Annotated in this window: 32 protein-coding genes; 18 read left to right on the top strand and 14 right to left on the bottom strand. The window is 51.3% G+C overall.

Annotated features, from left to right (window positions below):
* Window positions 1-511 precede the first annotated feature (511 nt).
* Entirely contained in the window at window positions 512-1,846 is a 1,335-nt protein-coding gene (locus BBA90_RS01715) for an MFS transporter (protein WP_065647598.1), read from the top strand.
* Between the two features lie 45 nt (window positions 1,847-1,891).
* On the opposite strand, the gene BBA90_RS01710 is transcribed toward BBA90_RS01715, so the two are convergent.
* Window positions 1,892-2,623, bottom strand: a complete 732-nt coding sequence (locus BBA90_RS01710) for an IclR family transcriptional regulator (protein WP_065647597.1) — start codon at window positions 2,621-2,623, stop codon at window positions 1,892-1,894.
* A 164-nt stretch (window positions 2,624-2,787) separates the two neighbouring features.
* On the opposite strand from BBA90_RS01710, the gene BBA90_RS01705 reads away from it, so the two are divergent.
* Window positions 2,788-3,480, top strand: coding sequence for a methyltransferase (locus tag BBA90_RS01705; RefSeq protein WP_065647596.1), 693 nt, complete (start codon window positions 2,788-2,790; stop codon window positions 3,478-3,480).
* On the top strand, window positions 3,477-4,424 hold the full coding sequence (locus BBA90_RS01700; protein ID WP_065647595.1) for a hydroxyacid dehydrogenase: 948 nt from the start codon (window positions 3,477-3,479) through the stop codon (window positions 4,422-4,424). The genes BBA90_RS01705 and BBA90_RS01700 overlap by 4 nt, the downstream gene beginning before the upstream one ends.
* Before the next feature lie 29 nt (window positions 4,425-4,453).
* Here BBA90_RS01700 and BBA90_RS01695 read toward each other — a convergent pair whose 3' ends face one another.
* From BBA90_RS01695 to BBA90_RS01685, 3 genes are all read right to left on the bottom strand, one after another.
* Entirely contained in the window at window positions 4,454-4,918 is a 465-nt protein-coding gene (locus BBA90_RS01695) for an anti-virulence regulator CigR family protein (RefSeq protein ID WP_065647666.1), read from the bottom strand.
* A 156-nt stretch (window positions 4,919-5,074) separates the two neighbouring features.
* The gene (locus tag BBA90_RS01690; RefSeq protein ID WP_065647594.1) at window positions 5,075-5,650 is read right to left on the bottom strand and encodes a pyridoxamine 5'-phosphate oxidase family protein; all 576 of its coding nucleotides are present in this window, start codon (window positions 5,648-5,650) and stop codon (window positions 5,075-5,077) included.
* A 24-nt stretch (window positions 5,651-5,674) separates the two neighbouring features.
* On the bottom strand, window positions 5,675-6,334 hold the full coding sequence (locus tag BBA90_RS01685; RefSeq protein WP_065647593.1) for an NAD(P)H-binding protein: 660 nt from the start codon (window positions 6,332-6,334) through the stop codon (window positions 5,675-5,677).
* 142 nt (window positions 6,335-6,476) lie between these two features.
* Between BBA90_RS01685 and BBA90_RS01680 the strand changes: the two genes are divergently transcribed.
* The 5 genes from BBA90_RS01680 to BBA90_RS01660 all read left to right on the top strand — a co-directional run bounded on the left by BBA90_RS01680 (window position 6,477) and on the right by BBA90_RS01660 (window position 8,518).
* Window positions 6,477-7,094, top strand: a complete 618-nt coding sequence (locus tag BBA90_RS01680; RefSeq protein ID WP_065647592.1) for a TetR/AcrR family transcriptional regulator — start codon at window positions 6,477-6,479, stop codon at window positions 7,092-7,094.
* Between the two features lie 111 nt (window positions 7,095-7,205).
* Entirely contained in the window at window positions 7,206-7,424 is a 219-nt protein-coding gene (locus BBA90_RS01675) for a hypothetical protein (protein WP_240484869.1), read from the top strand.
* Window positions 7,425-7,474: 50 nt separating this feature from the next.
* Window positions 7,475-7,726, top strand: coding sequence for a hypothetical protein (locus BBA90_RS01670; protein WP_065647591.1), 252 nt, complete (start codon window positions 7,475-7,477; stop codon window positions 7,724-7,726).
* Between the two features lie 311 nt (window positions 7,727-8,037).
* A complete protein-coding gene (locus tag BBA90_RS01665) occupies window positions 8,038-8,265 on the top strand; it encodes a YgdI/YgdR family lipoprotein (protein ID WP_175540442.1) in 228 nt (75 codons plus the stop codon).
* 22 nt (window positions 8,266-8,287) lie between these two features.
* Window positions 8,288-8,518, top strand: a complete 231-nt coding sequence (locus BBA90_RS01660) for a YgdI/YgdR family lipoprotein (protein ID WP_065647590.1) — start codon at window positions 8,288-8,290, stop codon at window positions 8,516-8,518.
* A 56-nt stretch (window positions 8,519-8,574) separates the two neighbouring features.
* Here the strand turns inward: BBA90_RS01660 and BBA90_RS01655 are convergent, their stop codons facing one another.
* Window positions 8,575-9,339, bottom strand: coding sequence for an SDR family NAD(P)-dependent oxidoreductase (locus tag BBA90_RS01655; protein WP_065647589.1), 765 nt, complete (start codon window positions 9,337-9,339; stop codon window positions 8,575-8,577).
* Between the two features lie 154 nt (window positions 9,340-9,493).
* Here BBA90_RS01655 and BBA90_RS01650 point away from each other — a divergent pair, with 154 nt between their 5' ends.
* The 5 genes from BBA90_RS01650 (at window position 9,494) to ycgZ (ending at window position 13,300) form a co-directional block, all read left to right on the top strand.
* Window positions 9,494-10,012, top strand: coding sequence for a GNAT family N-acetyltransferase (locus BBA90_RS01650; RefSeq protein WP_084798728.1), 519 nt, complete (start codon window positions 9,494-9,496; stop codon window positions 10,010-10,012).
* A gap of 719 nt (window positions 10,013-10,731) precedes the next feature.
* Window positions 10,732-10,992 carry a hypothetical protein gene (locus tag BBA90_RS01645; protein WP_065647587.1) on the top strand — a complete coding sequence of 87 codons (261 nt, stop codon included), beginning with the start codon at window positions 10,732-10,734 and terminating at the stop codon, window positions 10,990-10,992.
* Window positions 10,993-11,254: 262 nt separating this feature from the next.
* Entirely contained in the window at window positions 11,255-11,878 is a 624-nt protein-coding gene (locus BBA90_RS01640) for a hypothetical protein (protein ID WP_084798727.1), read from the top strand.
* Between the two features lie 642 nt (window positions 11,879-12,520).
* On the top strand, window positions 12,521-12,829 hold the full coding sequence (locus BBA90_RS18895) for a hypothetical protein (RefSeq protein WP_206099878.1): 309 nt from the start codon (window positions 12,521-12,523) through the stop codon (window positions 12,827-12,829).
* 228 nt (window positions 12,830-13,057) lie between these two features.
* Complete coding sequence (gene ycgZ, locus BBA90_RS01630; protein ID WP_065647584.1) at window positions 13,058-13,300, top strand: regulatory protein YcgZ; 243 nt, start codon at window positions 13,058-13,060, stop codon at window positions 13,298-13,300.
* Window positions 13,301-13,317: 17 nt separating this feature from the next.
* On the opposite strand, the gene BBA90_RS01625 is transcribed toward ycgZ, so the two are convergent.
* The 7 genes from BBA90_RS01625 to BBA90_RS01600 form a co-directional block, all read right to left on the bottom strand.
* On the bottom strand, window positions 13,318-13,515 hold the full coding sequence (locus BBA90_RS01625; RefSeq protein WP_065647583.1) for a hypothetical protein: 198 nt from the start codon (window positions 13,513-13,515) through the stop codon (window positions 13,318-13,320).
* A gap of 102 nt (window positions 13,516-13,617) precedes the next feature.
* Entirely contained in the window at window positions 13,618-13,881 is a 264-nt protein-coding gene (locus tag BBA90_RS01620; protein WP_065647582.1) for a hypothetical protein, read from the bottom strand.
* A gap of 243 nt (window positions 13,882-14,124) precedes the next feature.
* The gene (locus tag BBA90_RS01615; protein ID WP_065647581.1) at window positions 14,125-15,285 is read right to left on the bottom strand and encodes a diguanylate phosphodiesterase; all 1,161 of its coding nucleotides are present in this window, start codon (window positions 15,283-15,285) and stop codon (window positions 14,125-14,127) included.
* Between the two features lie 308 nt (window positions 15,286-15,593).
* Complete coding sequence (locus tag BBA90_RS01610; protein ID WP_065647580.1) at window positions 15,594-17,522, bottom strand: methyl-accepting chemotaxis protein; 1,929 nt, start codon at window positions 17,520-17,522, stop codon at window positions 15,594-15,596.
* A gap of 459 nt (window positions 17,523-17,981) precedes the next feature.
* Entirely contained in the window at window positions 17,982-18,830 is an 849-nt protein-coding gene (hchA, locus tag BBA90_RS01605; RefSeq protein WP_065647579.1) for a glyoxalase III HchA, read from the bottom strand.
* A gap of 121 nt (window positions 18,831-18,951) precedes the next feature.
* The gene (locus BBA90_RS19465) at window positions 18,952-19,212 is read right to left on the bottom strand and encodes a hypothetical protein (RefSeq protein WP_075050691.1); all 261 of its coding nucleotides are present in this window, start codon (window positions 19,210-19,212) and stop codon (window positions 18,952-18,954) included.
* Between the two features lie 78 nt (window positions 19,213-19,290).
* Window positions 19,291-19,968 carry an SOS response-associated peptidase family protein gene (locus BBA90_RS01600; RefSeq protein WP_065647578.1) on the bottom strand — a complete coding sequence of 226 codons (678 nt, stop codon included), beginning with the start codon at window positions 19,966-19,968 and terminating at the stop codon, window positions 19,291-19,293.
* A 164-nt stretch (window positions 19,969-20,132) separates the two neighbouring features.
* On the opposite strand from BBA90_RS01600, the gene BBA90_RS01595 reads away from it, so the two are divergent.
* Window positions 20,133-20,621: a MarR family winged helix-turn-helix transcriptional regulator gene (locus tag BBA90_RS01595; RefSeq protein ID WP_065647577.1), complete on the top strand. Its 489-nt coding sequence runs from the start codon at window positions 20,133-20,135 to the stop codon at window positions 20,619-20,621.
* Window positions 20,622-20,715: 94 nt separating this feature from the next.
* Complete coding sequence (locus tag BBA90_RS18995) at window positions 20,716-20,916, top strand: hypothetical protein (protein ID WP_075050690.1); 201 nt, start codon at window positions 20,716-20,718, stop codon at window positions 20,914-20,916.
* Window positions 20,917-20,946: 30 nt separating this feature from the next.
* Here BBA90_RS18995 and BBA90_RS01590 read toward each other — a convergent pair whose 3' ends face one another.
* Entirely contained in the window at window positions 20,947-21,183 is a 237-nt protein-coding gene (locus tag BBA90_RS01590; RefSeq protein ID WP_065647576.1) for a hypothetical protein, read from the bottom strand.
* A 335-nt stretch (window positions 21,184-21,518) separates the two neighbouring features.
* Between BBA90_RS01590 and BBA90_RS01585 the strand changes: the two genes are divergently transcribed.
* Window positions 21,519-21,764: a ParD-like family protein gene (locus tag BBA90_RS01585; RefSeq protein ID WP_065647575.1), complete on the top strand. Its 246-nt coding sequence runs from the start codon at window positions 21,519-21,521 to the stop codon at window positions 21,762-21,764.
* A complete protein-coding gene (map, locus tag BBA90_RS01580) occupies window positions 21,761-22,549 on the top strand; it encodes a type I methionyl aminopeptidase (protein ID WP_065647574.1) in 789 nt (262 codons plus the stop codon). Before BBA90_RS01585 ends, map begins: the two co-directional genes overlap by 4 nt.
* Here the strand turns inward: map and BBA90_RS01575 are convergent.
* On the bottom strand, window positions 22,540-23,454 hold the full coding sequence (locus tag BBA90_RS01575; RefSeq protein ID WP_065647573.1) for a LysR family transcriptional regulator: 915 nt from the start codon (window positions 23,452-23,454) through the stop codon (window positions 22,540-22,542). The genes map and BBA90_RS01575 overlap by 10 nt on opposite strands.
* Window positions 23,455-23,581: 127 nt before the next feature.
* Between BBA90_RS01575 and hpxD the strand changes: the two genes are divergently transcribed.
* On the top strand, window positions 23,582-24,619 hold the full coding sequence (gene hpxD / locus BBA90_RS01570) for a molybdenum cofactor-independent xanthine hydroxylase subunit HpxD (protein ID WP_065647572.1): 1,038 nt from the start codon (window positions 23,582-23,584) through the stop codon (window positions 24,617-24,619).
* The last annotated feature ends 5 nt before the right edge of the window (window positions 24,620-24,624 follow it).

The following is a 24,624-nucleotide window of genomic DNA, read 5'->3' as shown; positions in this document are numbered from 1 at the left end:
TTTCCTCAATGGGCTGACTCTTTTATGCCTTACTCCCCTGCTGAAAAAAAGTGATTAAATTTCACCGAACCTGAAGCTTTTTCATGTTGCAACGCCTAGACGCGTCAGTCAGTGCCGTCTGGATTCAACGTGATAGAAGTTGCGAATCGTTCTGTTTTCAACGTGCTGTTTTATATACATAATTTATATTCATTCAACGCTGTCAGGATGAATAAATCTCAACATCGACTTTTTCACTTAGCTGAAAATATTTGTGGTATCAGTGCGAAGGGTAAGAGCAAAGGGGTGATACAACGCAGGCGCAGGAGCCTGCAGATGCCAGAGATGAACTTTCTGCAGCGTTATCGATCACAAATCCGCATCCGGGCCACGGTTAATCTGTGAGCTGAACCGCAATCCCACTATCCTGCACACGACGCACGCGGAGAGTCTGATAGTTTATTTTGTACAACCGGGTTTTATAGAGTGAAACAACAGCGATGTTATCTAATCTGAACTCTGCGAGGACACAATGACTCAATCTCTACTTAACCAGGCGCCTGTGACCGCGCTGGAGCGTGAAACGATGCGCCGGGTGATCTGGCGGATTCTGCCCTTCCTCGTCGTCAGTTATCTGGTTTCCATTATTGACCGCGGAAACATCGGCATGGCGGCTTTGCAGATGAACGAGGATTTAGGTCTGACAAAAGCGGCGTTTGGCTTTGCCAGCAGCCTCTATTTTGTGGCCTATTTTCTGTTTGAGGTTCCGAGCAATCTCGCCATGCAGAAAGTGGGAGCACGGCTCTGGATCCCGCGCATTATGATCAGCTGGGGGATCGTAAGTATGTGTATGGCGCTGGTTGAGACCTCAACCTCGCTCTACGTGCTGCGTTTTTTACTGGGTGCAGCAGAAGCGGGCTTTTTTCCCGGCGTAGTACTGTATCTGACCTGGTGGATCCCTTCCCGCTACCGTGCACGCATCATCGCCTCGTTTATGGTGGCGATCCCGCTGGCCAATTTTATCGGCTCTCCGCTGTCGGGACTGATCCTGACGCTGGATGGCTGGTTCGGCCTGCGCGGCTGGCACTTACTGTTTATTATCGAAGGGCTGCCCGCTGTATTGCTGGGCATCGCGGCTTACTTTGTCCTGAGTAATCGCCCGCATGAGGCGCGCTGGCTGAACCATGAGCAGAAGCAGTGGCTGGAAGAGACGCTGGAGAAAGAGCGCAGCGAACGTAAAAATATTGGTCACATCTCTACCTGGCAGCTGCTGAAACATCGTCAGATCTGGCTTTTTGCCCTGATCTACTCCGGTGCGTCAGCAGCCGGTACAACGCTCAGCGTCTGGTCACCGCAGCTACTCAAGTCTTTCCAGCTGGATAACCTCACTACCGGCCTGCTTAATGCCATTCCTTATGGCCTGGCTTCCGTGTTGATGATTGTCTGGGGCCGTAACTCCGATCGCACCGGCGAACGGCGCTGGCACACTGCGCTGACGCTATTCATGATTGCAGGCGGTATTGCCGCTGCCTTTATTAACCTCTCGCTGCCGGCAACGATTATTATTCTGAGTCTGATTCTGGTAGGCGCTTACTCAATGAAAGGTCCGTTCTGGGCGCTGGCGTCCGGGTGGATGAGTAGCTCTTCAGCAGCGGCCGGGCTGGCAGCCATTGGCGCTATTGCTAATCTGATTGGCGGTGGCCTGATGGTAAACGTGTACGGCATTATTAATCAGAAAACCGGCAGCCATACGCTGGCGCTTCTGCCGCTTGCTGTACTCTGTCTGGCAGGAGGCATCGCTGTTGTGATCATGGGCAGAAAGATGGCGCGCCACACAGAAAATAAAGCGCGCGCGACAACACACTAACAGCGGGCCACGCTGAGGGAGCCGGTGCTGCAGGCCGGCTTCCTGTTATTCGCCAGCGGCTGCTATCCCCTCGCCATAACGGGCAGTGCAAAACTGCGGCGAAGCCCCCAGCCGCACCGAGAGCCGCGCGGCAGCATGATACATTGCACTGGCTACGCCTTCTTTTCGGCGCGCTTCTGTGAGCCGCGAGGAGGGACCGGTCAGCGCCAGCGCGGCGACCAGCTTGTCGCTCACGCCAAATACCGGCAGAGCATAGGCTGCCGTGTGCGGGTCGCGGGCTCCGGAGGTATAGAGAGGCAGCAGTGGCTCTTCACTAAACAGGGGCTCATTCAGTCCCCAGTAGCGTAAAACCTGACCAATAGCAGAGTGATCCAGCGGATAGGTTGTTCCCGGCAGCCGGCTGTGGCGCAAACCCTCTGTTGCTTCCGCACGGAACAGACAGAGCCGCTGCCCGCCCTCAATGACATACCAGCTGGCGCTCTCGCCAGTCTCCTGTGCCAGCTGATGCAATTCCGGCTGCACGACGCTTGCAAGATGAAATGACTGCTCATAAAGCTTTCCGAGATACAGCAGGCGCGGTCCAAGTCCATAGGTCCCGTCGTCATGTCGCACGGCGTAGTGCATGCGTTCCAGCGAATTCATCAGGCGGTATACCGTGGTTTTATGGTAGCCCGATGCCTGTGCCAGCGCCGTCAGCGTCAGGCTGTTATCGCCCGGACGGAAACAGTCAAGCAGCGCCAGCGCCTTTTCAACTGCAATAACGCCTTCATTACCCATTGTTTTCTCCTTTTATGACGACTGCGAGTGTACCTGAATATTTGTGAGTCACCTCGTATTTACGTCACAAACTGCCGTCCGGCGCTGGCTAATCTTCCGACAAGCTCGCTATAGTAGTTTTATATTGTACATATCTATTTCACCTGGTAAAACAGCGAGGCAGTATGACTTCTCCGACACTTCCGATGATCAATCGCAATATCACCCGCGTATCTGATGAAGATACGCGCCAGGCCGCAGAGTATCAGGCGGCTATCCTTGCTGATGTTGCCGGCCGCCGTGGCACGTTGCATGGCAGAATTAAACCCCTTGCGGCGCACATGAAAGTAGCGGGTCCGGCGATTACCGTTGAGGTCAGACCGGGTGACAATCTGGCTATCCATGCTGCGCTCGCTATTGCCCGGCCCGGTGATGTCATCATTGTGGATGGCAAGGGTGATATCAGTTGCGCACTGCTGGGAGAAATTATGGCCACGCAGGCGAAAGCCTCAGGCATTGCCGGTATCGTTATTGATGGAGCGGTACGTGATGCGGACGCGCTCGCCAGCCAGCCCTACCCGGTTTTCGCTGCTGGTCTGAATCCCAGCGGACCCACAAAACTGATCCCGGGTCGTGTTAATCACCCCATCTCTGTAGCAGGAGCGCAGGTGCAGGCCGGTGACCTGATTGTGGGTGATGTTGACGGCGTAGTGGTGATCCCGCGAGAGGAGGTAAAAACGGTCATTGCGCTGGCGAAAAAGAAGCTGGCGGCCGAAACCCAGCGTATTGCGGCTATCGCAGCGGGCGACACGCGTGCGCCGTGGCTGGAGCAGGCGCTGCGCCAGGCTGGCATGCTTGCTGCGGAGGAGACGCTATGAGCGAAGCACGCAGCGTTATTCTGGTAACCGGCTGCGATCTGGCGGAGGAGGCCCTGCAGCTTCTGACCGGCTATGACGTTATTTTTGCCGGCAAACAGCCCACGGAGACGCAACTTATCGATCTCTGCCACCAGCATAACCCGGTCGCTATCCTGGTACGGTATGGAAAAATTACCGCAGCGATCATGGACGCCGCCCCGGCCTTACGGGTGATCTCCAAACACGGCAGCGGGATTGATGTCATCGATCAAAAAGCAGCAGCGAAAAGGAACATACGCGTCTGCTCAGCGCCAGGCGCCAACGCTGCAGCGGTCGCAGAACATACGTGGGCGCTGCTGCTGGCCTGCGCAAAATCTGTTGTGCCGCTCGATGCGCGTATGCGCGCCGGGCACTGGGACAAATCGGTGCATAAATCTCTTGAACTGGAAGGCCGTACGCTGGGGCTGGTCGGGCTGGGCGAAATCGGTCGCCGGGTCGCAAGAGCTGGCTACGCGTTTGGCATGCGCGTGCTGGCTTACGATCCTTACGCTACTTTCGTACCTGAAGGATGCGAGCAGGTAAACACGCTGGAAGCGCTTTATCAACAGGCTGACGTAGTATCCCTGCACTGCCCGCTGACTGAGGATAACCGCGCAATGATCAATGACGCCGCGCTACGCTATTTCAGACGCGACGCCATTTTTATTAACACTGCCCGCGGCGGCCTGGTCGATGAGCCAGCGCTTGCCGCAGCGCTCGCTGACGGCAGACTGCGTGCCGCCGCACTCGACAGCTTTTGCGCAGAGCCGCTGACCGTGCCTCACTGCTGGCAGTCGCTGCCGAACGTTATTCTTTCACCGCATATTGGCGGTGTCAGCGACGCCTCTTACATCAAGATGGGCACAGTCTCTGCTGCAAATATTGTCAGCGTACTGAGTGAAACAAAACAGCGAACTCTGGCCTGACAGCTTTTTAGCCCGTTCAGCCGGGTTATCTAGTCAAAGACACCGTTGAGTACCGCCGTGACTACGGCGGTACTTAGTGCAATCAGGACCAGGTTATCCCCCACGGCCCGCCATTCATAGCCAGGATAGTAAGGCAGCTCTTTTACCAGCGCAGCCGGTAACGTTTTCTTTGCGATCCCGGGCGGCAGCGGCTTACCCCGTGCAACATTTTTAGCAATGCCTGGCGGCAGAGCCCGATAGCCTGTGGCGCCATAGCGCTCTGCCAGCGCGCGTGCCGTTGCATAGCTCAGCGCTGATCCCGCCTGTTCCGCGCTGTTTTGGCCCTGATGGGAGTGCTTGTCAGCATGCGGATTTCCTTGACCGGCATGTTTTTCACCTGCTCCGTGTGGTCCCTGACCATGGCCCTTCCCCGGATCCGCTGCTGCTGGTCCGGCTATCAGACTTAATGCAAATAGAGCTGCCAGCGTAGCCGCTGCTGCTGGTCCGGCTATCAGACTTAATGCAAATAGAGCTGCCAGCGTAGCCGCTGGAGTGAAAGATTTGCTCATCGCCTCTGCTCTCAGGTTAAAAATGTTGAACATAATTATAGTAAATCTGGATCTTTTATCTGCCGGAACCTGATCCTGTCGTTTGCGCGGCTGAGAGAGAAACTAAGGTGCCAGCCACCGTCCCGCCCATCCGTGCGCCTGCAGTAAGAACTCACAGCGTTGATGCGGATCGGCACTGACATCAAGCAGCTCTATACGCTTCACCATGATGCGTATCAGCGCAAAATTTTCCGGAGGATCAGTTAACGAGGCAGAAGCGTGTCCGGCACATGCCGCCTCCGGAGCGTCAAGGATCGTGCCGGGTGAATAAGGTGAGTGAAAAAGCTGCTGCGCAGAGGGCCGCAGCGTTTGCCAGATAGCATGGCGCAACTCGCGCTCATCAACGCGACACGCTTCACCTTCCAGTCGCAGCTGGAGGCTGTTCTCTGCATCCCAGCCCAGCAGCGAGACATGCGGATTAGCCCTCATCTCCTGCACTTTTGCGCTGCGTGCGTCAGTGGTAAACAGTAATGAGGCTGGCGCAGGACTGAAATCGCGCAGCACGATTGTTCTGAGTTTAGGCTGCGCGTTTCCTGTTACGCTCGCCAGCTGCATCAGGGTAAAAGGTGAGCGCGTGCTCACCGCATGCGTTAACTTCTGCCAGATTGTCTGCAGATGCGCATCCAGTGAAAGTGCCATAGCCTCTCCTTACTGCTGAATGGGTTAAGGTGTAATAAGCGCGTCTATCGCTTCTGTAACGGGTCTCTCTCCCGCCGTCAGCTCAATGATGACGCGGGACACGGCCGGCTGATGGACCAGCGCCGCCAGCGTGGCGGCAACATCTGCACGTCCGATAGTGCCATAGGCGATTGCCGGCCCTGCGCTGATTCTGCCGGTTGCCGGCTCATCGGTTAACGTGCCGGGGCGCACAATCACCCAGTCAAGCGCGCTTGCGGCAAGGATCACGTCGGCCTGTTTTTTTACGCGCATATAGTTTTCAAAAGTGTCAGACAGCTGCCTGCCGCGTCCGGCTTCGGGAAAAGCAGAGACCAGAATAAAGCGTTTTATCCCGGCGCGCTGCGCGGCGGCAACGGACTTAATCAGCCCCTCACCATCAACGGCCTTCGTCATCTCCTCTCCGCCTTTCCCTCCGGCGCCCGCCGCGAAAACCACCAGCCCGCATCCCTGCATCAGCCCGGTAAGTTGCTGTTCATCCAGGGCAACCAGATCTCCCCTGACAGTCTGAATACCCTGTTGCTGCAAGCTGGCTTCCTGTTCAGCGGTGCGGCACAATGCACGTGCCGTCACACCGTCCTGGCTCAGCTGCTGACCCAATTGACGTCCGATATTTCCTGCACCACCCACAATAAAGACGTCTTTCATGCTGTTCCCCTGTTGCAAAGGCTGAAATATTTATCACAATACGATGTAATTTAACCACTTAACTCTAGCGTAAATCTCCGGCGTTGACCGGTTCAGGCGCAAACGGGATACTTTGGAAACAATCGCTTCAGAAGGGCTGTGAATGCCAACAGTAAAATCTTCTGCCGCTGCTCCCCGTGAACGCGGCAGACCGCGCAATTTTGATATCGATGTTGCGCTTGATAATGCCATGATCGTTTTTCGCCAGAAAGGGTTCCACGCCGCCTCTATTGCCGACCTTGGTGAAGCCATGCAGCTTACTGCAGGTAGCATCTACAAAGCTTTTCAGGACAAGCGCTCGCTTTTTTTGCGCGTGTTTGAGCGCTATATTGCAATTCGAAATACCGATTTGCGCGAACGTCTGAGCGCATTCGCTACTGGCCGCGAGCGGGTTGCTGAGCTGCTTCAGTTCTATCTAGATTCCGCCAGCGAAATTGAGGGACGGCGCGGCTGTCTGGTTGTAGGCAGCACCGTTGAACTGCAGACGCTTGATGAAGAGTTATCTCATCTGGTGCGCCAGGCCGTGCTGCGCAACCGGGCTTTTCTTATATCGCTGATTCAGCAGGGTCAGGATGATGGCTCAATAGCCAGCCACCTGGATGCCGATACCACTGCCGGCTTGCTACTCTGTATTGCATTTGGTATGCGTGTAGTGGGTAAAATTCAGGATGTGACTAATGGCGAAGAAACTATTAAGATGGCGCTGCGCCTGCTGGATTAATGCTGCTGCGCTATTAGGAAATACGCATTTCCTAACTAAGTTATTTTACTGTTGTCGCGACTTTACGTTACAGGCGTCTCTGACATATTAAAAACGTTAAGCAATTTAAAAATGGATGAGGGTTATGTGCGGCAAGATGATTCAGAAGATGCAGAAGCGATGCACGCGTTACTGGGTGACGTCATTACGCAAATATTAAAACCAGGCGAAGCGCTTTCTTTGCAGGAGATTATTGGTGCGTTATACCGTACCGGTTTGCGGAGTGACAGCCCTGAAGTACAGCAGGCGTGTGAAAAGGTTATTCGGTTGCTGGCAAAGAAAATGAACTAATAGTGCCCGGTGAAGGTTGATTAAGCCTGTTTAATTAAGAAGAGAGAGTTATGTGCCAGAATCCATATTTTCCTGCAGCGGATAAAATCAGCGCAGAAGAGCAGACCAGAATACAGCAATCTGCAGAATTCAAATTACTCGGTGAAATGGTTAAAGAGATTTTATGTTCTGATAAAACGCTCAACCGTAAGGCCTTGTGTATTTCTTTGCTTTCGCGGCTTGATCACTGTACCGATCCAGCAGAAAAAATGCATTACGATAATCTTTTTAGTTTGCTGTTAGGGCGGATTCAGGCAGCCTGACGTTAGTCATTGCCCTCGCCGATCATCACTTACCGAATCTTCTTTTTTGTACTCACACTGATACATCTGTATGGCGTGATATCGCTTTCGCTAAAGATGTTTTCACGTATTTCGATCGTTTTCTTTCGATATGTCTGCGTTTATCTGTTTCTCAGGCATTAACGGCCTGATGCCAAACCGCGCGCTTTGGCAGAACACAGGCTTCTGCTTTTCGCCGCATTAATTGCACAAAAAAATCATCAAGGTCAGACCACTCCCGGAAATTATGGACTATGCTCCTCTTATAACGTGTCCAGAAATAGGGAAATATGATGAAAAAAATGGTTGTTGCTGCTGCAGTCCTGACTTCACTTTTAGCCGTAACCGGCTGCTCGTCTAACCAGGCGATTAAAACGACTGATGGCCGCACCATTATTACCAGTGGCAAACCACAGGTAGACAGCGATACCGGACTGGTATCGTATGAGAACGCGCAAACCGGCAAAACTGAGCAGATCAATCGTGATCAGATCACGAACATGAGCGAACTGAATAACTGATCCATCTATCAAGGAGAGCACAATGAAGAAAGTTATTTTACTTCCTGTAGCAGCGGTTATTGCCCTGTCCGCCCTTACCGGCTGTACCCGTACCAGCTACGCTATTCATACCAATGATGGTCGTACAATTGTCAGCGACGGCAAACCGAAAGAAGCAGAGTCAGGACTGCTGGGCTATGTTGATGCTAACGGCGTTAAACAACAAATTAACAAAGCTGATGTGAAAGAAGTTTCCGAGATCCCACGCTCATAATTCGCGTAATATCACCGATAAGCCCGCGCAACTGCCGCGGGCTTTTTTTATTGCTATCAGGCTTGTTTTGGCTGACCGTTTGATGCCGTTAAACCGCCATCAACCGGCAGGTTAGCGCCCGTTATATAGCGGGCATCATCGCTGGCAATAAAGGCAATCGCGCTCGCAATGTCATCAGCTTCTCCCGCACGACGCAGTGGAATACGATCGTAAAAGCGCGCCAGTAACGCTTCATCCTGTTTTGCATTTTCAGTTAAATCGGTAAATGTAAAACCGGGACAGATAGCATTGACTCTTACGCCGTCTGAACCGTAATCCATTGCCAGCGCGCGCGTAAAGTTGGTTACGGCGCCTTTAGCCGCGTTATATACACTCATACCCCAGTCTCCGCCAAGTCCGGAAACGGAAGAGATGTTAACGACGTTGCCTTTAGTTTTCAGCAGGGCTGGCATAAAGTAGTGCGTACAGTAGTAGACGCCATCCAGATCGGTGCCCATGAGCGTCTTCCAGTCTTCAGGCGAAACTTCGTGGATCTTACCCTGAACAATACTGCCCGCATTGTTTACCAGTACATCCGCACGCCCGTAGTGCTGGCTAACCTTTTCACTCAGCTGCCTGACCTGCTCTGCATCTGAGACATCGCATGGAACAACAAGATGTTTGCCAGCAGGTAAAGCCTCTTTGACTTTTCGCAGCTTCTCTTCTGTTCTTCCCACCAGTACAACTGACGCGCCCTCAGCAGCAAAACGTTGTGCTGACGCAGCGCCAATACCTGATCCTGCACCAGTGATAACGACAACTTTATCTGCAAACCGTGACATGATTTCTCCTTATCTGATGGAAATGACCTTCCTAAGCCTGGCAAGCTCTCGTCAGTCATCAAGCAAAACCTACGTTTTAGGATGACTCTCAACGGAGAAAGCACGAAAAACAGACAAAACTTATAACAATGCCAACAGTGAGATGGAGCGACATTTGAACAATCAGCAGAGTACATTTCACCTGGCACAGAAAAACGATAGTGCAGAAATCAGCCAGCTCTTACAGCAAAACATCGCGTTATTACAGGGAATATTTAGTCAGGAAAGGGTATGCGAGCTGCTCAGTAATAGTGCAACCTGGGCGCTGCTGGTAAGGCAAAAATCACGACTGCAGGGCGTATTGTTTACTCAGGACAATGCAGCAAATACGCCTGACATTATCACTGCCATGCTTAGCGCCTGGCCTGCAGGCAGACATTGCTGGATTTACGGTCCGATCTGTATCGCTACGCAGTCTCGCGGAAAAGGCCTCTCAGAAGCGCTTTTCGCGCGCGCATGTCGTCACTATGGTTCGCGTAAGCCCGTGCTTTTTGTCAGGCATGACAATATCGCCTCTCTTAAAGCGCACATACGCCTTGGCCTGCAGCCGGTAGCGCAATTTAGTTATGACAATCAACAGTTCATTGTTCTGAGCCAGGTTGATAAGGCATCTGCAACAATGAAGATCACCTGAAAAATATGATTAAAAAAAGTGATGTAAACAGGAAATGTAAATATAAGCCAATTCTTAGGAAACGATTTCATACCTCAAAAAACAGTCATAATTCAACACCTTAAATAATTAGCAAGCTAACTATATACCTGGCATGTAAATTTTTTTACTAAGCGAGCCGGAAAAAAATGACAAATTTCTCTATCATTAACATGTTCAGTGAGAAATCCAACTACGCACTGAGCTGAGTAACTCCTACCTTGCCTCCTCGCGGAGGCATTTTTTTTTGCCTGTTAAGGCGCAGGCCTCCCCCGCCTCTGACCAGGTAATACATTTCTGTAAATCGCTTAAACGCGGCGCAATTGGTTTACCACACTATTTTATGCTGGTCCGATGAGCATGGCAGTTTTTCATCGGGTTTCGCGCTGAAACCCGTTTTCCGCTGACTTGTCATCTATAATTTATGAGCCAGCTTATTCTGGCAAACAACACACAGGATGCGTTTTCAGCGAGAGAAATCCTATTCAACATTTTGTTAGCCCGCCCTGCGCGGGTTTTTTTTTGCAGCATGTGAGAGTCAGCCTGGTGGTAATAGTCTGCAGAATTTTCATTGGCTAAAAAGCATTCGATCAAAAAATTCTGCTACCTGATTTGGAAAATTTCAAAATATATCCGGCAAATTCTGCCGTTACGCCTACAGTAAGTGTTGAGGTTATCACGCAATCGTAAAGGAGGTTTGTTTGTCTATTCAACACGACGAGATAGGTCATGTCATTATCGGCGAAGCGGCACTCAGCCTTGCGTTGAGCGAAAAAAAGATCAGCGTTCGTTCACTGATTAATGAGCTCGAATTAATGGCGAATGCGGGTGGCAGCGATGCCCGTCTTATTGAGATCTCAGAGGCCAGAAGCTGGCTGAGAAGTTTTGATAAACCTGAGCACGCTGTACCGTACGTGCCCTATTTGCAGACACTGACAAGCCTGAACGACGAAAAGAACTGACGCCTATGGACGTAGTCCGGCTCCGGCTGGAAGACGACGATAAAGATAACCTTATCGGTTACGCGCAAGTGTTTACCGGCCGGAGAAACTGTCAGGGACGACACCTCCGCTCTGCTACCCTGCATATAGGCAGGCGCATACAGCATCATTTCCGGTTACACGCTTTCCTGCTGTGCCAGCTTATCATTCTTCGCTAATTTATCATCACACCCACTCCGGTTTTCAGGGAGGTCTTTTGGAACGAAATACAGCGGATAACCTTATGCCCATTACTCTGCCTGATACGCACTTTAACCAGATTCTGAGTCGTGAAGCGCCAAATCGGGATGATACCAGCGCTTTTCTGGCAGACGATCCCCGTGCATTCACACTGCCAGGCTTTATTGTGCCGTTTGGTTATGCTCTGTATGTCTGTCCGGAAGATAAACAATACCGGCTGGTTACCCAGGAAAAGAGACCGGAAACGGTCTATGCGGTAAGGCTGGAAGAAACCAGGGATTATACTTCTCCTCTGCGCGCCTGCATTCAGATTATGGTCTGGCGCACGCGTCAGCCTCAACATGAACAGGCTGTGCATGGACTGGCACGCCGTTTTTTTTGTTATTTCCTGCATACACGTTCAATTATTATCACTGACAGTGCCCAGACTAATGCGGCAAAGGTTATGTGGGAAAGCATGATTGCCTGGGCATTGCGCGATCCGGATCATTATGTCTATGTATGGGATGGCACCCGCCACGACAGGCTGCTGGTACCCGTCTCTGACTGGCAGGAATTTTGCGAACACTGGGTAACATTTTGCTGGGGCAGCCAGCCTGACAGCCATTTACAGCGCAGAATTATCATCAGCACGGTTTCTCTCGCTCCCGAAGACCCCGAACAGTAACTCCCCTTCTCTGTGAGCCGCGTAAAATTTTGCCTGCTAACGCAGAGCGGGTATGTCGTAAGCGTGCCAGGCTTAACATGGGTATAAAATCGCAGCAGCGATATACAGGTACTTTCAGCGTGGCCGTGCAGCAAAGCCTATCCCGGCACTGCCCGATACGGGCCGCAAAAGTGAAATCCTCAGCTGATGTAATTCTGGCTCAGATTATTACCTTACGGAAAAGCGGCAATAACGGTCAGTATTCAGAGAGTTAATACAATGCTCAGGCCCGATCAAAAAAGGCGCATAGTCTTAAAAGCGAGCTTGTGTTAACCGTGTTTGGTTTTTTATCACGCTGACCAGCGTGTAATGATGACCGATCAATCTATTCCGGAAATGGCGTGCAACGCGTGAGCCGCTGCAAAAGTTGAACAAGAAGAAAATAAATAACATTAATTTTTTTTAAGATTATTCTGCCTTCAGTCAGTTTACACTGCGGCATCAGAATGATGTTGCACGCTATCAGTGCGTTACAAACCTGCATTTCATAGTCATTAAATATGTTTCGCCCCTGAGCTTAGCTGATTATTTATAACGTATTGTAGAAATATTGCTGCTCATTACACTTTAAAACCATTACAAACCATGATGAGGAGAGATGAAGTGTTGTTTCATGAAAAGGTAATAGGTCATGTCATTATTGGCGAAGCAACGTTGAATCTGGCACTGGGCGATGGGGATATCAGCGTTCAGGCTCTGATCGCTGAGCTGGTTCGCATGGCAGAGACAGAAGAGAATGATGAGCGTCTGGCACAAATTGCAGATGCCAGAAGCTGGCTGAAAAATTTTGTACAGCCTGAGCGACTACACAAAACGCATACACAATGGCAGCTTCAGGCAAAGCGTCATGAGCAAACAACCTTGCCAGCTAAACCGACGCCTTTCACCACGGGCGACGATGACGACAATTAACACATTTTATCGGAACAACCTTATACAGACCCATACGCTGAACCTGTACAAAGATAGAGTGAGATTTTTGTTCTGGCAGGAACCGGCTCAAACCATTGATTTGTAACATAAAAAACAAATATCGTGGTAAAGCTGACAAAAGAAGGGCAGAAAAAGCTGTACAAGTAAAAGTTAGTTGTATAACTTTACCCCTGTCAGCACAACTTACTTATCTCAAAGAGGCTAACTATGCGTCAGAATATGGTACAGCACCCATCATCCGCTAGTGATATCGCTAACTATTTTAGTAAAGCATCCACTCTGAGCCAGCAGGAAACGCTGGGACAACTGGTTGTTGAAATTCTGACCTCAGGTAAAAACCTCAATCGCAAAGCGCTATGTACAAAGCTGCTTGGTCGTCTTGAAGCAGCAACCAGCGCTGAAGAAGAGCAGCATTATCAGGCACTGATTGGATTGTTGTTTGATCGTTAATATTGCGTAAATATGAGTTAGTGCATCTGGCGGGCAAGCATGATTACCGCTTTGCGGCAGGCCTCACGAACATCCTGCCCTGTCGCTGTCTCACCCATCTGATGCAGCGCAGTAGTAATATCATGCAGATTCAGATGCTCATCCGGCTTAAGAAGGCGCGCTACGACCGTTCCGATAACGGCGTAGATATCTTCGGCGGTTGCGTCATTTTTCACATGACCTCCGTCCGTAGGTGGATAAGCATACAGTTTAACAGAAATTGTTCCCGGGGAACAATTTAGCGTCAGACTGTGGGAAATCTTTGATTGTGGTCAATTTTAATGCATTTTGTCACGCGCAGGTCGTCTGTCAGATTCAGTGATAATCGCTTTTTCAGATGCCCTTACCTGCATTTCACGTCTGACTTCATCGATAGCGCGCAATGCGGCACGGATGCGATCCTCATCGGTCTCTTTATCCAGGCCAACACGCAGGCGATCAAGTAAAGCAGTCCATGAAATAGCCGCATTGGCATCAAGTAAATCAGTCACGGCCTCACCGATTAAAATTTCAGTCAGTTTTTCTTCAAATTCTTTTTTCATGATGTGTCCGCCTGCAGGTTCGGGGTCGCAAAGTTTAACACAGAATTTTCGTGTGTAACCCTGTACCGCAATGAGCCTGAGCGTTTCGTATAAATTTCACTGATTTACCGTATTCATGATGCCAGAAAACGCCCTTACTGGCGGAGATGAAAGTCTGACCGAAAGAAGCCTGGCTAAAAAAAATGACCGGCTGCATTGATGATGCGCCGGTCGGTCAGAGTGATGCAGATGCAGAGAATGGCGCTACATCGCTTCGCGATATTCCGGCCACGACACGGCTGTACCCTGGGGCGTAAAGAGCGCCCCCTGGAAATCAATGACGCCTGCAGCCTCAAGCCACATCCACTCTTCAGGCTGTTCAATGCCAGATGCAATGACATTAATTTCAAGGGCTGAACAACATTTGATAATAGCCTGCACGACGGCCTGCTTAGGACCGCTACGGTGTACATCACGAATAATCCCGGATGCAATACGCACGCGATCGGGCTGTACATGTGTCAGCAGTGAAAGTCCGGCAGAGCCATCACCGAAATTATCAATCGACAGGCTGATGCCCGCCTGCTTGAGCTGCTTGACCGCTTCAGTAAAGTCATTCAGGCCCGGGATAACTTCTGTTTCACTGACGCCCAAAATAATCTGCTCTGGCACCAGCCCGGCGCTTTTAATCGCATCCGTAATGGTATCGACCGCGTTTGGCACCGCAACCAGTGTCATCGGCAGAATACTTAAATAGAGCGTCATGCCATCCGGACAGGCTTTACCCGCTTTCATCAGCGCCATACGTACAGCGTTCAGATTTGCACTGTATTTATCTTCATCTTCACCTGCACTCTCCTGACTGTCGGAGATGGCCTCCAGCGCGGTAATTTCACGGCCAAGTGGATCGACCACCGGGCGGAAATGGATGCCGTGCTCTTCCTGAAGCGACCCTGTCATATCGGGGATAAAGTCCCACAGATCGGCTGGCAGCACTTCAAAATAGTTCTCTTTTTCCCGCGATTCCACAAAGGTGCGCAGGAACTGCAGGCCCCGGTCGTCATAGGTCAGCTGGAAGCGTGACGTACCGCGATCCAGTACCGCCTGAAGTACGGTTGACTGGTCATGTTCGCGCAGGTCAAACAGTTCCATTCCGGAATTACCGAAACGGCGATAAGGTGAGTAGTCACGCATAAGTTCAACCACATTGTGATGACGGCGGTCAGCACAGATGCGATTGTAGATCGTCATAACACCCTCTTCAGGTCCCTCAAGGATCTGAAAGAAATGCGTACCGTTAAAGAGCAGAATACCGGTAATCTGGTGCGACGCATTCAGGAGACTCGCCTTCTCAACCATACCCGGCAAAATTTTGACAGGCACATCAGCGGAGATGTGACTACGGTAAATGATTGTGGTTAGCATTAAATACTCCAGTTTACGTGAGTGTACCTGTCTACTTTATCAGCCGGCGGCAGCTACGTATAATGCTGTCTGAAATTATCTGGCTGAATTACTGTAAATATTAAATCCATGATTCCAGAAAAAACCAGCAGAAAATGCACAAAATTGCCTCTTTTCAGAATCATAGAGAAGCATAGTAAATAAGCGAAACGGGGTGGGATTGTAGTCTGCTGCCGGAAATTTTTTTGGCAAATGGTGTTGGTTCACGACGTTTGTTTGCGTTTTTTCTCTGTAAACAGATGCGGGACGCGCCCGCATCCTTGAAAAGATCAGACCGTATGGAAAACAGCCACCAGCTGACGTAAACGTGAGGCTCGTTCTGCAAGGTCGCCAGCCGAAGAAGCTGACTCCTCAACCAGCGCTGCGTTTTGCTGTGTAACCTGATCCATCTGGTTTACTGCAATATTAATTTGCGAAATCCCGCTGCTCTGCTCATGAGAAGAGGCAGAGATATCCCGGATGAGCTGCGCTGTCTGACCGATGGCCTCTACGCTCTGTTTCACCTTGTCACCTGCATCTCTGGCCATCACTATCCCCTCTTCAGCGTGACCAACAGATTGCGCAATCAGTTCTTTAATCTCTTTCGCAGCAGAAGCAGAACGTTGTGCCAGCGAGCGCACTTCAGATGCGACGACAGCAAACCCTTTGCCCGACTCACCCGCTCTGGCTGCTTCTACTGCGGCATTCAGCGCCAGAATATTTGTCTGAAAAGCAATGCTGTCAATGACGCTGGTTATCTCTTCAATTTTTGCCGAGCTGCCCCGGATACGTCCCATGGTTTCCATTACCGAGGACATCGCCTGTCCGCTGAGTGATGAAGCCTGCGTTGCTGCTTCAGCCATAGTTGTAGCATGGTGAGTATTTTCAGCGTTCTGGCTGATAATGGATGCCATCTGTTCCATACTGGCAGCGGTTTCTGCCAGGGATGCGGCCTGCTCTTCAGTGCGGGCAGAAAGATTTCCATTACCGTTTGCGATCTCTTCAGACGATGACGCTATAGTCAGCGCACTCTCCTTGATATCTGATACCAGACCGGCAAGATGCTGTTGCATATGCTGCAATGATTGCAGCAGTTGCCCCATCTCATTGCTGCCAGTGACATGAATCGGACAGGTCAGGTCGCCGGCTGCAACATGGCGGGCAGCGTTAACCGCCTCCTCCACCGGACGCGTCACCGAGCGGGATATCATAACGGCGACCCAGACAGCCAGTAACGCCACCGCGAAAAGTACCCCCAGCAGGCTGTATTGCGCATTACGGCGTGCATCAATTTGCTGATTCAGCATGATCGACAGCTGATCGGCGCTCTGTTTTCCCAGCGTGGAAAAGTTATTGATCGCCTCAGTGAATACCCGGACATACTCTGCCGGCGTGACGGTTTTGGTTTTGGATACAAAAATGGCATTGGCCAGCGCCAGTGCATCCTGTGCCTGCTGCACGGCGGTTGTATCCGCGCTGGCAAACAGCTGTTTTAATGCTGGTTCAATAGCAAAAACTTTATCCATATTATTGCTAAATTGCTCCAGCGCTACATTGCCATTTTGCAGCCGGAAATCCATCTGACTGAGCGCGACCTCTGATGTACCTGTGCCTGACGCAATCAGGGATGTGCCACTTGCCCTGATCTGCCCAAGGGTTTCTGTTAATAACGGCAACCGGTTGAAAATGCTGATAATCAGCTGATAGGTATTTAAGTCACCGTCCAGTGACAAGCCGTAAAAATCCAGGATGTCCTGGTTTGCTATTAACAATGTCTGGATCAGACTGGCATGACGGCTGAGGCTCTCTTCCAGTGAAAGGTGTTTATCACCAATCTCTGTCTGCAGTTTTTTCCACTCCCCGTCGGCTTTATTTAAACGCGCCAGCGGCTGTGCAGCCTCCACGTTTTGGCCGAGTTCAGTGACAACACTGCTATAGAGCGAATCGATCTCCTCTGCCAGCGCCACACGCGAAGCACGAACTGAATCGTTGCTGGCAATAGCGATAGCACTTTCTGCCCGATGACGCTGGACCAGGTTAACCAGTGATAGCATCTTTTTTTCAACCGGTATGCCCGTAAGCTCAATTTTTTTAGCATCGATCGCCTGATTCCCGCTTTGAATAAACAGGCAGGTAGGAAATATAAATAATCCGAGCGCAAACAACCCCAGCAAAATAAACTTCGCTGGCAGATTGATCGTGTTTAGTATCTTTTTCATGCACTATTCCTGGGTGAGCCTAAAGAGATAAATTCCGAATGAAATATTTTTTATTAAACGCTTCAATTTAATCACCCATGCGTTATAAACGTTGCATCCGGGGCTGCAAGCTATTACCGCAAGGCGTGAATTCAAAAATTATAGATTGCTAACGGTTATTTTACAGAGGATATATTGACGATATATTCTTGCGTAACACCCAAAGTCAAATAAGTTAAAAACTATAAAAAACATAATGTTATAAAATAAGCACGGGTTCCATAAAAAGCCAAAACCCCGTTATCTATCGAAAAAACTTATCTCAGAATAAAGCGTTAAAGTTTTAGCTACCTGCGCCGATAATCAGCGATTTCTTCTTCGGCAGGGAAAGTGGCGCACTCTGCCCTCAATTAAAATGGCGTCTCATTAAAATACCAGCCCTGACAAACAGAGCCATCAGGACTGGAAATTACAGGTGTGTTAACCGTATGCCTTTAGCAACGTTTCTGCAGCGAGTTTGCCTAATGCATTCGCGGCATAAGGGCTGTCGCCGGTTATGACATTGCGATCGCGATGTACCGTACCCTTGATGTCTTCATTGATAATATGAATACCCATAGCGCGCAGCTTTTCACCAAAGTACCAGGCAAGATGACCTGGCATATAGCCTATTTCCGGCGTCTGCTTGTCAATCGCATCAGGGAAAGCACAGATTTCATAGCCCGTCAGCGGATTATCGGACTCTGTTAATGAAAGAAATGCCGCCGGGCCGTGACAGAGTGAGATCAGATAACGGTCATTTTCCAGCGTCCAGCGTAATAACGACGCCACCTCTTGACTCTCCGGTAAGCCAATCAGCGCACCGTGCCCGCCCGGTATAAAAACAGCCGCGTAGTCGCTATGGGGCGAGAGGGTCGCCAACACATCGGCTAACCTGAGCGGGGAGCGAAAGGCTGGCTGGTAGCGCTGATAAAATTGTATTACCGCTTCATCCTGCTCCGGCATGGCCCAGTGTTCAAACTTTGCCATCTGACCGGAGAGCGTCGCAATGTCGAGGCCAAAGCCCGCCTGGTGCAGGTGATACATTGGCAGTAGCGTTTCTACCGGATGATTGCCGGTTGAAAACAGCGTATCGTTAGCCAAAGACAGATAACGTTCATCAGTACACAGGACCAGAATTTTTTTGCTTCCGTCACCGGGCACCGGATAGTCAGTGCCGTCCAGATCGGATACCGGGCTGGTAAATTGATTGCGCGAGTAGTCTGAGGGGAAAAATGCGTCTGCCTCGGCACGATCGGCAACGGGTTTCCGGCTGAGTTCGTTCGTCATTTATGCTTCCTCTGTAAGTAAATACAGAGAAAAGCGTAGGTGAAAAACCGGCCTGGCTCACTGAGCCAATTCTGAATGCCGCTGCGCCTGTTATGATGCAGAGCACACCCGCACGCATAACTTATTGCGTCACAGCGGCAGGCACTTCCTCAACTAATACCAGCGGGCACCGCCGCACCCGGCAGGCCTGAGAATAGGCCAGCGCGCAGACTGCGCACAGGTCGCATACGTCGGATTCATACTCATACTCCATATAGTATCGAAAGCGACTGGTGTGAGTAGCAGTACGCCAGAAACGCTGCGGCTCCAGCAGTTCATCAAGTTGCCTGAAAGTCAGGGCTGACGGGTTGTGGTACCCGACTCTTACGCGATAAGTTGTCATGCTTCGATTATTGAATGACTTACCGCTGGCTGCAACCGGACACCGGTTTTCATTTCGATAGCTAAAATGTATCAGTCGCTACTTTTCCGGCTCGATCTCTTCAATTAACTCAGCATCCTGCTGACGTACGCTGCCTACCCGCGTGGTCACCGCATGCCAGCAAAAGGCGTCTTCGGATTCAGCGGCTTCATGCGCGATCTCCTGGGCACGACGTGCGGATGTGCTGTTGCTCAGCCATTCATGAACGCCTTCTGCAGTCAGGACCAGCGGGCGGCGATCGTGAATATCGACCATGCCTTTATTGCTGGAAGCCGTCACTATGACAAAACCTTCGTGCCCCTGAGCGTGATTAAACGGTGCTTTGCCGATGGCAGCAAAAAACAGCGGCGTTTTGCGCTGATGATAGATGAAAAACGGCTGCTTTTTCCCTTTCTCTCTTTTCCACTCGAACCAGCCATCAGCCGGTACTATCGCCCGCCCCTGTTCCCAGAGAGGTTTAAACATCCGCCCGCTGGCAGCGGTTTCGCTGCGGGCATTAATCAGAGGCTGCTTATGCCACCATTCCGGCCCATATCCCCAGTAGACAGGATCCAGCCGCAGCGCCTCTTCGCGCTCGCTGAGCAGTAATACGCGGGTACCTGGCGCGACATTGTAGCGCCCGATGGGCAATGGATCGTACTGGATCTCGTCCGGCGCAATACCGAGCGCCATAAAATAGTCATCTCTGCTGCTGTACTGCGCGAATCGTCCACACATATTGACCTCCGGCTGTAAGCATAGGCCAGTTTGTCACACCCGCGACAGCTACTGCGATTGCGCCGAGTTACATTGACATCAATTTAATTTGGTTCAATACTTGTCGCTGTCCGGGCGCAGCATGCGTTTTCCCTGTCGGCCAGCATCAGTTAAATGGATCGTGAATGTGTACTGATATAAATGATCAAAGCGGTAACAACGAGCGTCCGCTGTCTGACGCACCGGTAACCGTCGACCAGTTCCTCTGTTTTGCGCTCTACTCTGCATCACTCGCCATGACCAAGCTTTATCAGTCCCGGCTTAAACCGCTTGGACTTACTTATCCCCAGTATCTGGTATTACTGGCGCTGTGGGAAAAAGATGAGGTGACCGTCTCGGAGGTGGGTGCACGCGTGCGGCTCGATTCCGGCACGCTCAGCCAGTTATTGAAAAGACTTGAAGCAGCCGGTCTTATTGTGCGTAAACGCGATTCAGGCGGCGATGAACGCCGGGTACTTATTTTCCTGACTGATGAAGGGCAGCAGCTTAAAAGCAAAGCCGCCGGGGTGCCCGCCGATATGATTTCGGTGATGGATACCCCTTATGAAGAACTGCATGATCTTACCGTAAGGGTTGCAGCCCTGCGGGAAAAACTGCATCAGGCACTGCCCTGAACGCCTGACCCGACCCCGTCTCATCAGGCCAAAACGTGTGCAGGTCGTATAATGGCAGCCATAAATACCCGATTAATATGCAGAGGGATACCGCGTGAAACTCAGCGTTTTGGATAACAACAGTGCCATTCATGCCGCCATCGGGCGTACCGTGTCGTTTTTACGCAAATCCGGACAGCCTTTAAGTATTGACAACATTCTTGTGCATTTGCGGCAGCAGGAAAGTGAGGCGCTTGATGGGATGAAAGAGACCTATACAAGCGCTGTACGCGCTCTGACAGCCAGAGAGCAATAAGCCATTACAATGTGCTATGTGCCCCGACACTCAGTGTAACGTCTGATCATGAGAGGCCGCATCGATTATCGGGCAGTCTGCCCCCTGGATTTCCCGGATGGCAAAGTAGAGCGAACGGATTTTTGCTTCACTCTTTTCCGTTGCCAGCATCTCCTGCAGTCTGCTGAGCAGAGCATCATAAGAAACAGGTAACGCCTCTTCAAACAGCGCCATTACCGCCTCGCCTATTACTCTATCCACCCATTCATCATCATCTGCTTTGTTCATTCTGCGGTCGCCGGGTCAGTGTACATCTGGAAAAAAGCTTTTAATACCGCTAAAAAGATACTACAAAATTTATGTCCATTCAGAAACAATCCGCAAGCAACGTCGGGCCAGGCCTGTATATTCGATTTAACCTGCTGATTAATATCCAGTTAACCTGATACGTGAAATATTTTACTGCATGTTAAACAGGTTCGTTTCAGGATAAAGCGTAAGCGATTATCGGACCCGGTTTGCGTTTAACCCTGCACCATTACTGCCTTTATCGCAGGCAACCTTGTATCTCCCTTCATTACAGGTAGTATATGAACCATATACACAACATATAAGGCACAGTCATGGGCATTGTGAAAATCTCCGATCTGATGCATGAAAATCTGCGTATCGCCAGCGGAGCATTGAGCCGCTCAGTTAATGCTCAGGCGGAGCACTGGATGAAGATGGGCATGCTGGCAGAGCTTTATCCCGACAAAGACCATCAGGCGCTGGTCCGGCTGCTGATGCGCGTTGAACGCGACGGAGGGAGTGACCTGGCAGCACTCTTAAATCATCCTGCATTTCTGACTCAGGAGAAGGCATCATGAATATTTCGTTCCATAATGCCGCGGAAATTGAACAGGCGCGCGCCGCGGGTAATGCTGCTGCTGCCGTGCTGGCCATGATTGGACCTTATGTAAAGCCAGGTATCAGCACCGACGAGCTGGATCGTCTCTGTCACGATTACATCGTTGATGTCCTGAAAATCACGCCGGCAAATATTGGCTATCATGGCTATACCCGTACGCTCTGCACGTCAGTCAATCACGTAGTCTGCCACGGTATCCCGGGTCCGAAACGACTTAAAGAGGGCGATATCATTAATATTGATGTCGCGGTTATCAAAGAGGGCTGGTATGGCGATACCAGTCGCATGTACTTTGTCGGCCAGCCTTCAGTTCGCGCCAGGCGACTGGTGGATATCACTTACGATGCAATGATGGCGGGTATCAGCGTGGTGAAACCCGGTGCCCGGCTGGGCGATATCGGCGCAGCCATCCAGCGGGTAGCTGAAGGCGCAGGGTTCTCTGTCGTACGCGAATACTGCGGTCATGGCATCGGACGGATCTATCATGATGAACCACAGGTGCTTCATTATGGTACGCCCGGTAAAGGCCTGATGCTGGAACCGGGCATGATCTTTACTATTGAACCGATGATCAATGCCGGCAAAGCAGCGACCAGCGTATTGAATGACGGCTGGACGGTGGTTACAAGAGATCGCTCACTCTCTGCGCAGTGGGAACATACCGTTGCCGTCACAGATAACGGCTTTGATCTCCTCACGCCGTGGCCGGATGGCACCGGCAGCGACTCTCCGGTTCAGCGCTGAAGAAGGTTCATCGACTCAATCACCTCCGTCATCTGCTGAATCAGCATCTGTGCCGCGCGCGAAAGCTGCCGCGACGGTGCAGTGCATAATGCCAGCGTCAGAGGGCGCATGACGTTGTGCCGGAGCGGTACAAAGCTCAACTCCCCTTTTTCAACCTCAGTCATTACATCCAGCAGGCTCAGCACGCAGATCCCGCTGTTCTGCGCCACCAGCGTATGGATAAGACGAATATCATTACAGCCAATCACATTGTCAGGGCGGAATCCCTGCCGGTGGTAGAGCGCAGCGACCCGCTCATGAACAACCAGTGAGTCACCCGGCAGAATATGTCGCTCATGACTCAGTTCACTGAGTGAAATAGCATCACGGGTTCTGAGCGGATGCTGGTTATTCATGACCACGCCCATTTCCAGTTCAGCAAAAGCCAGCACATCAAGGCCGCTCTGGCCAGCCGGGTCGAGGATAAGACCAAAATCGATTTCAGATTGTCTGATCAGCTGGCTGATACGATGGCTGTTATCGACGGTAAGCGTCAGATTCAGCCAGAGATGCGTCTGCGCCATGACCGCTATCCGTTCGGCTATCCGGCCCCGGGTCAGAGACTGCACCATTCCCAGGGTAACAGTGCCGCGTTTTAGCCCCTGAATGTCATCGAACCGCTGGCGCGTAACGCGAAATTCACGCTGCCAGCGAGTGAGATCGCTGTAGAGCAATTCGCCGGCAGTGGTCATGCGCAGCCCTTCCGGCAGACGCTCAAACAGCGGCGTATTAAAGGAGGCTTCTGCCTGTAAAATTTGCCTGTTGATCGCAGACGCCGACACGTGCAGCTTTTCTGCCGCCTTACGCAGACTGCCGCTGCGGACGACCTCAGTAAAATAGAGTGCAAAACGGGAAAATGGGCTCATCGTGTACCTGTACACTTTTTTGCAACAGCAGACTGTAATCTTAGCGATGGATCGTAACACAGAAGCGTAATAACAATGTCCTGAGAAAGAGTACGTTTATCACGGTCTGTGAACTGATTATCAGGAGATGACTATGCCCGGCCCGACACCGCCTGCCCACTGCACTTTTGACCCTGAAGACTGGCTGCGCCTGGCGCGCCACTGGCATCCTGTTGCGCGCAGTGGTGATATCAGCAGCGCCCCGGTAAAAGCGACGCTGCTGGATGAACAGCTGGTGCTGTACCGGATCAAAGGAAACGTTGTAGCCGCCCGTGATATCTGTCCACATCGTGGCGTACCGCTGACGCTGGGTTTTCACGACGAAGAGGGCATTATCTGTCCTTATCACGGCCTGCGCTTTGGGGAAAATGGCCGGTGTAACCGCATTCCGTCGAGTCCGGACCAGCCGGTACCTGCCAAACTGCACCTTACCTCGTATGCCGTTGCAGAACGTTTTGGCTTGATCTGGGTTTGTCTTGCGCCTGACAGTGAACAGCCTGCAGCACTGCCGACGATGCCGCACTGGGATGAGAGCGGATTCCAGCAAATCAACTGTCCCGGGTTTGACGTCGCAGGATTTGCTGGCCGGCAGGTAGAAGGCTTTCTGGACGTCGCGCACTTTGCCTGGGTACATACGGATACATTTGCCGATCCGGCCAACCAGCTGGTGCCCGCTTATAATCCGGTTGAAACCGACTACGGCTTTAGCGTCGATTACTGGAGCTCCGTGAGCAATTTCGCTGCCGACAGCCCCTGCCAGGCGCCCGCTGGCTTTGAATGGCTGCGGCGCTTTGAGATGCATCTGCCCTTTACGGCCACATTAACGATTTTTTTCCCGGACGATGCCCGCCTGGTGATCATGAATGCGGCTTCTCCGGTTTCAGCCCGTCAGACGCGCATGTTTGCGCCTATAGCACGCAACTTTGATCTGCACATTCCTCCGGAAGAGGTGCACGCTTTTAACCTGCGCGTGTTTGAAGAGGATCGGCTGATGGTGGAGACCCAGCGCCCTGAACGCCTGCCGCTGGATCTTACGCTCGAGGCGCATATTCCGGCCGATCGCAGCTCGGTCGCGTACCGGCGTGGTCTGAAGCGCATGGGATTTGGTGAATTTTTTCTGGTCTGAGGGTC

It is taken from the genome of Pantoea eucrina (assembly GCF_001691555.1).
GTDB lineage: Bacteria > Pseudomonadota > Gammaproteobacteria > Enterobacterales > Enterobacteriaceae > Pantoea > Pantoea borealis.
The sequence above is the reverse complement of the archived record's forward strand: the minus strand, read 5'-3'. Positions and strand labels throughout refer to the sequence as shown.

Coding starts and splice junctions, on each gene's coding strand:
- BBA90_RS01715 (WP_065647598.1), top strand. CDS start 512: ATGACTCAATCTCTACTTAACCAGGCGCCTGTGACCGCGCTGGAGCGT.
- BBA90_RS01710 (WP_065647597.1), bottom strand. CDS start 2,623: ATGGGTAATGAAGGCGTTATTGCAGTTGAAAAGGCGCTGGCGCTGCTT.
- BBA90_RS01705 (WP_065647596.1), top strand. CDS start 2,788: ATGACTTCTCCGACACTTCCGATGATCAATCGCAATATCACCCGCGTA.
- BBA90_RS01700 (WP_065647595.1), top strand. CDS start 3,477: ATGAGCGAAGCACGCAGCGTTATTCTGGTAACCGGCTGCGATCTGGCG.
- BBA90_RS01690 (WP_065647594.1), bottom strand. CDS start 5,650: ATGGCACTTTCACTGGATGCGCATCTGCAGACAATCTGGCAGAAGTTA.
- BBA90_RS01685 (WP_065647593.1), bottom strand. CDS start 6,334: ATGAAAGACGTCTTTATTGTGGGTGGTGCAGGAAATATCGGACGTCAA.
- BBA90_RS01680 (WP_065647592.1), top strand. CDS start 6,477: ATGCCAACAGTAAAATCTTCTGCCGCTGCTCCCCGTGAACGCGGCAGA.
- BBA90_RS01675 (WP_240484869.1), top strand. CDS start 7,206: ATGGATGAGGGTTATGTGCGGCAAGATGATTCAGAAGATGCAGAAGCG.
- BBA90_RS01670 (WP_065647591.1), top strand. CDS start 7,475: ATGTGCCAGAATCCATATTTTCCTGCAGCGGATAAAATCAGCGCAGAA.
- BBA90_RS01665 (WP_175540442.1), top strand. CDS start 8,038: ATGAAAAAAATGGTTGTTGCTGCTGCAGTCCTGACTTCACTTTTAGCC.
- BBA90_RS01660 (WP_065647590.1), top strand. CDS start 8,288: ATGAAGAAAGTTATTTTACTTCCTGTAGCAGCGGTTATTGCCCTGTCC.
- BBA90_RS01655 (WP_065647589.1), bottom strand. CDS start 9,339: ATGTCACGGTTTGCAGATAAAGTTGTCGTTATCACTGGTGCAGGATCA.
- BBA90_RS01640 (WP_084798727.1), top strand. CDS start 11,255: ATGCCCATTACTCTGCCTGATACGCACTTTAACCAGATTCTGAGTCGT.
- ycgZ (WP_065647584.1), top strand. CDS start 13,058: ATGCGTCAGAATATGGTACAGCACCCATCATCCGCTAGTGATATCGCT.
- BBA90_RS01620 (WP_065647582.1), bottom strand. CDS start 13,881: ATGAAAAAAGAATTTGAAGAAAAACTGACTGAAATTTTAATCGGTGAG.
- BBA90_RS01615 (WP_065647581.1), bottom strand. CDS start 15,285: ATGCTAACCACAATCATTTACCGTAGTCACATCTCCGCTGATGTGCCT.
- BBA90_RS01610 (WP_065647580.1), bottom strand. CDS start 17,522: ATGAAAAAGATACTAAACACGATCAATCTGCCAGCGAAGTTTATTTTG.
- hchA (WP_065647579.1), bottom strand. CDS start 18,830: ATGACGAACGAACTCAGCCGGAAACCCGTTGCCGATCGTGCCGAGGCA.
- BBA90_RS19465 (WP_075050691.1), bottom strand. CDS start 19,212: ATGACAACTTATCGCGTAAGAGTCGGGTACCACAACCCGTCAGCCCTG.
- BBA90_RS01600 (WP_065647578.1), bottom strand. CDS start 19,968: ATGTGTGGACGATTCGCGCAGTACAGCAGCAGAGATGACTATTTTATG.
- BBA90_RS01595 (WP_065647577.1), top strand. CDS start 20,133: ATGTGTACTGATATAAATGATCAAAGCGGTAACAACGAGCGTCCGCTG.
- BBA90_RS01590 (WP_065647576.1), bottom strand. CDS start 21,183: ATGAACAAAGCAGATGATGATGAATGGGTGGATAGAGTAATAGGCGAG.
- BBA90_RS01585 (WP_065647575.1), top strand. CDS start 21,519: ATGGGCATTGTGAAAATCTCCGATCTGATGCATGAAAATCTGCGTATC.
- map (WP_065647574.1), top strand. CDS start 21,761: ATGAATATTTCGTTCCATAATGCCGCGGAAATTGAACAGGCGCGCGCC.
- BBA90_RS01575 (WP_065647573.1), bottom strand. CDS start 23,454: ATGAGCCCATTTTCCCGTTTTGCACTCTATTTTACTGAGGTCGTCCGC.
- hpxD (WP_065647572.1), top strand. CDS start 23,582: ATGACTATGCCCGGCCCGACACCGCCTGCCCACTGCACTTTTGACCCT.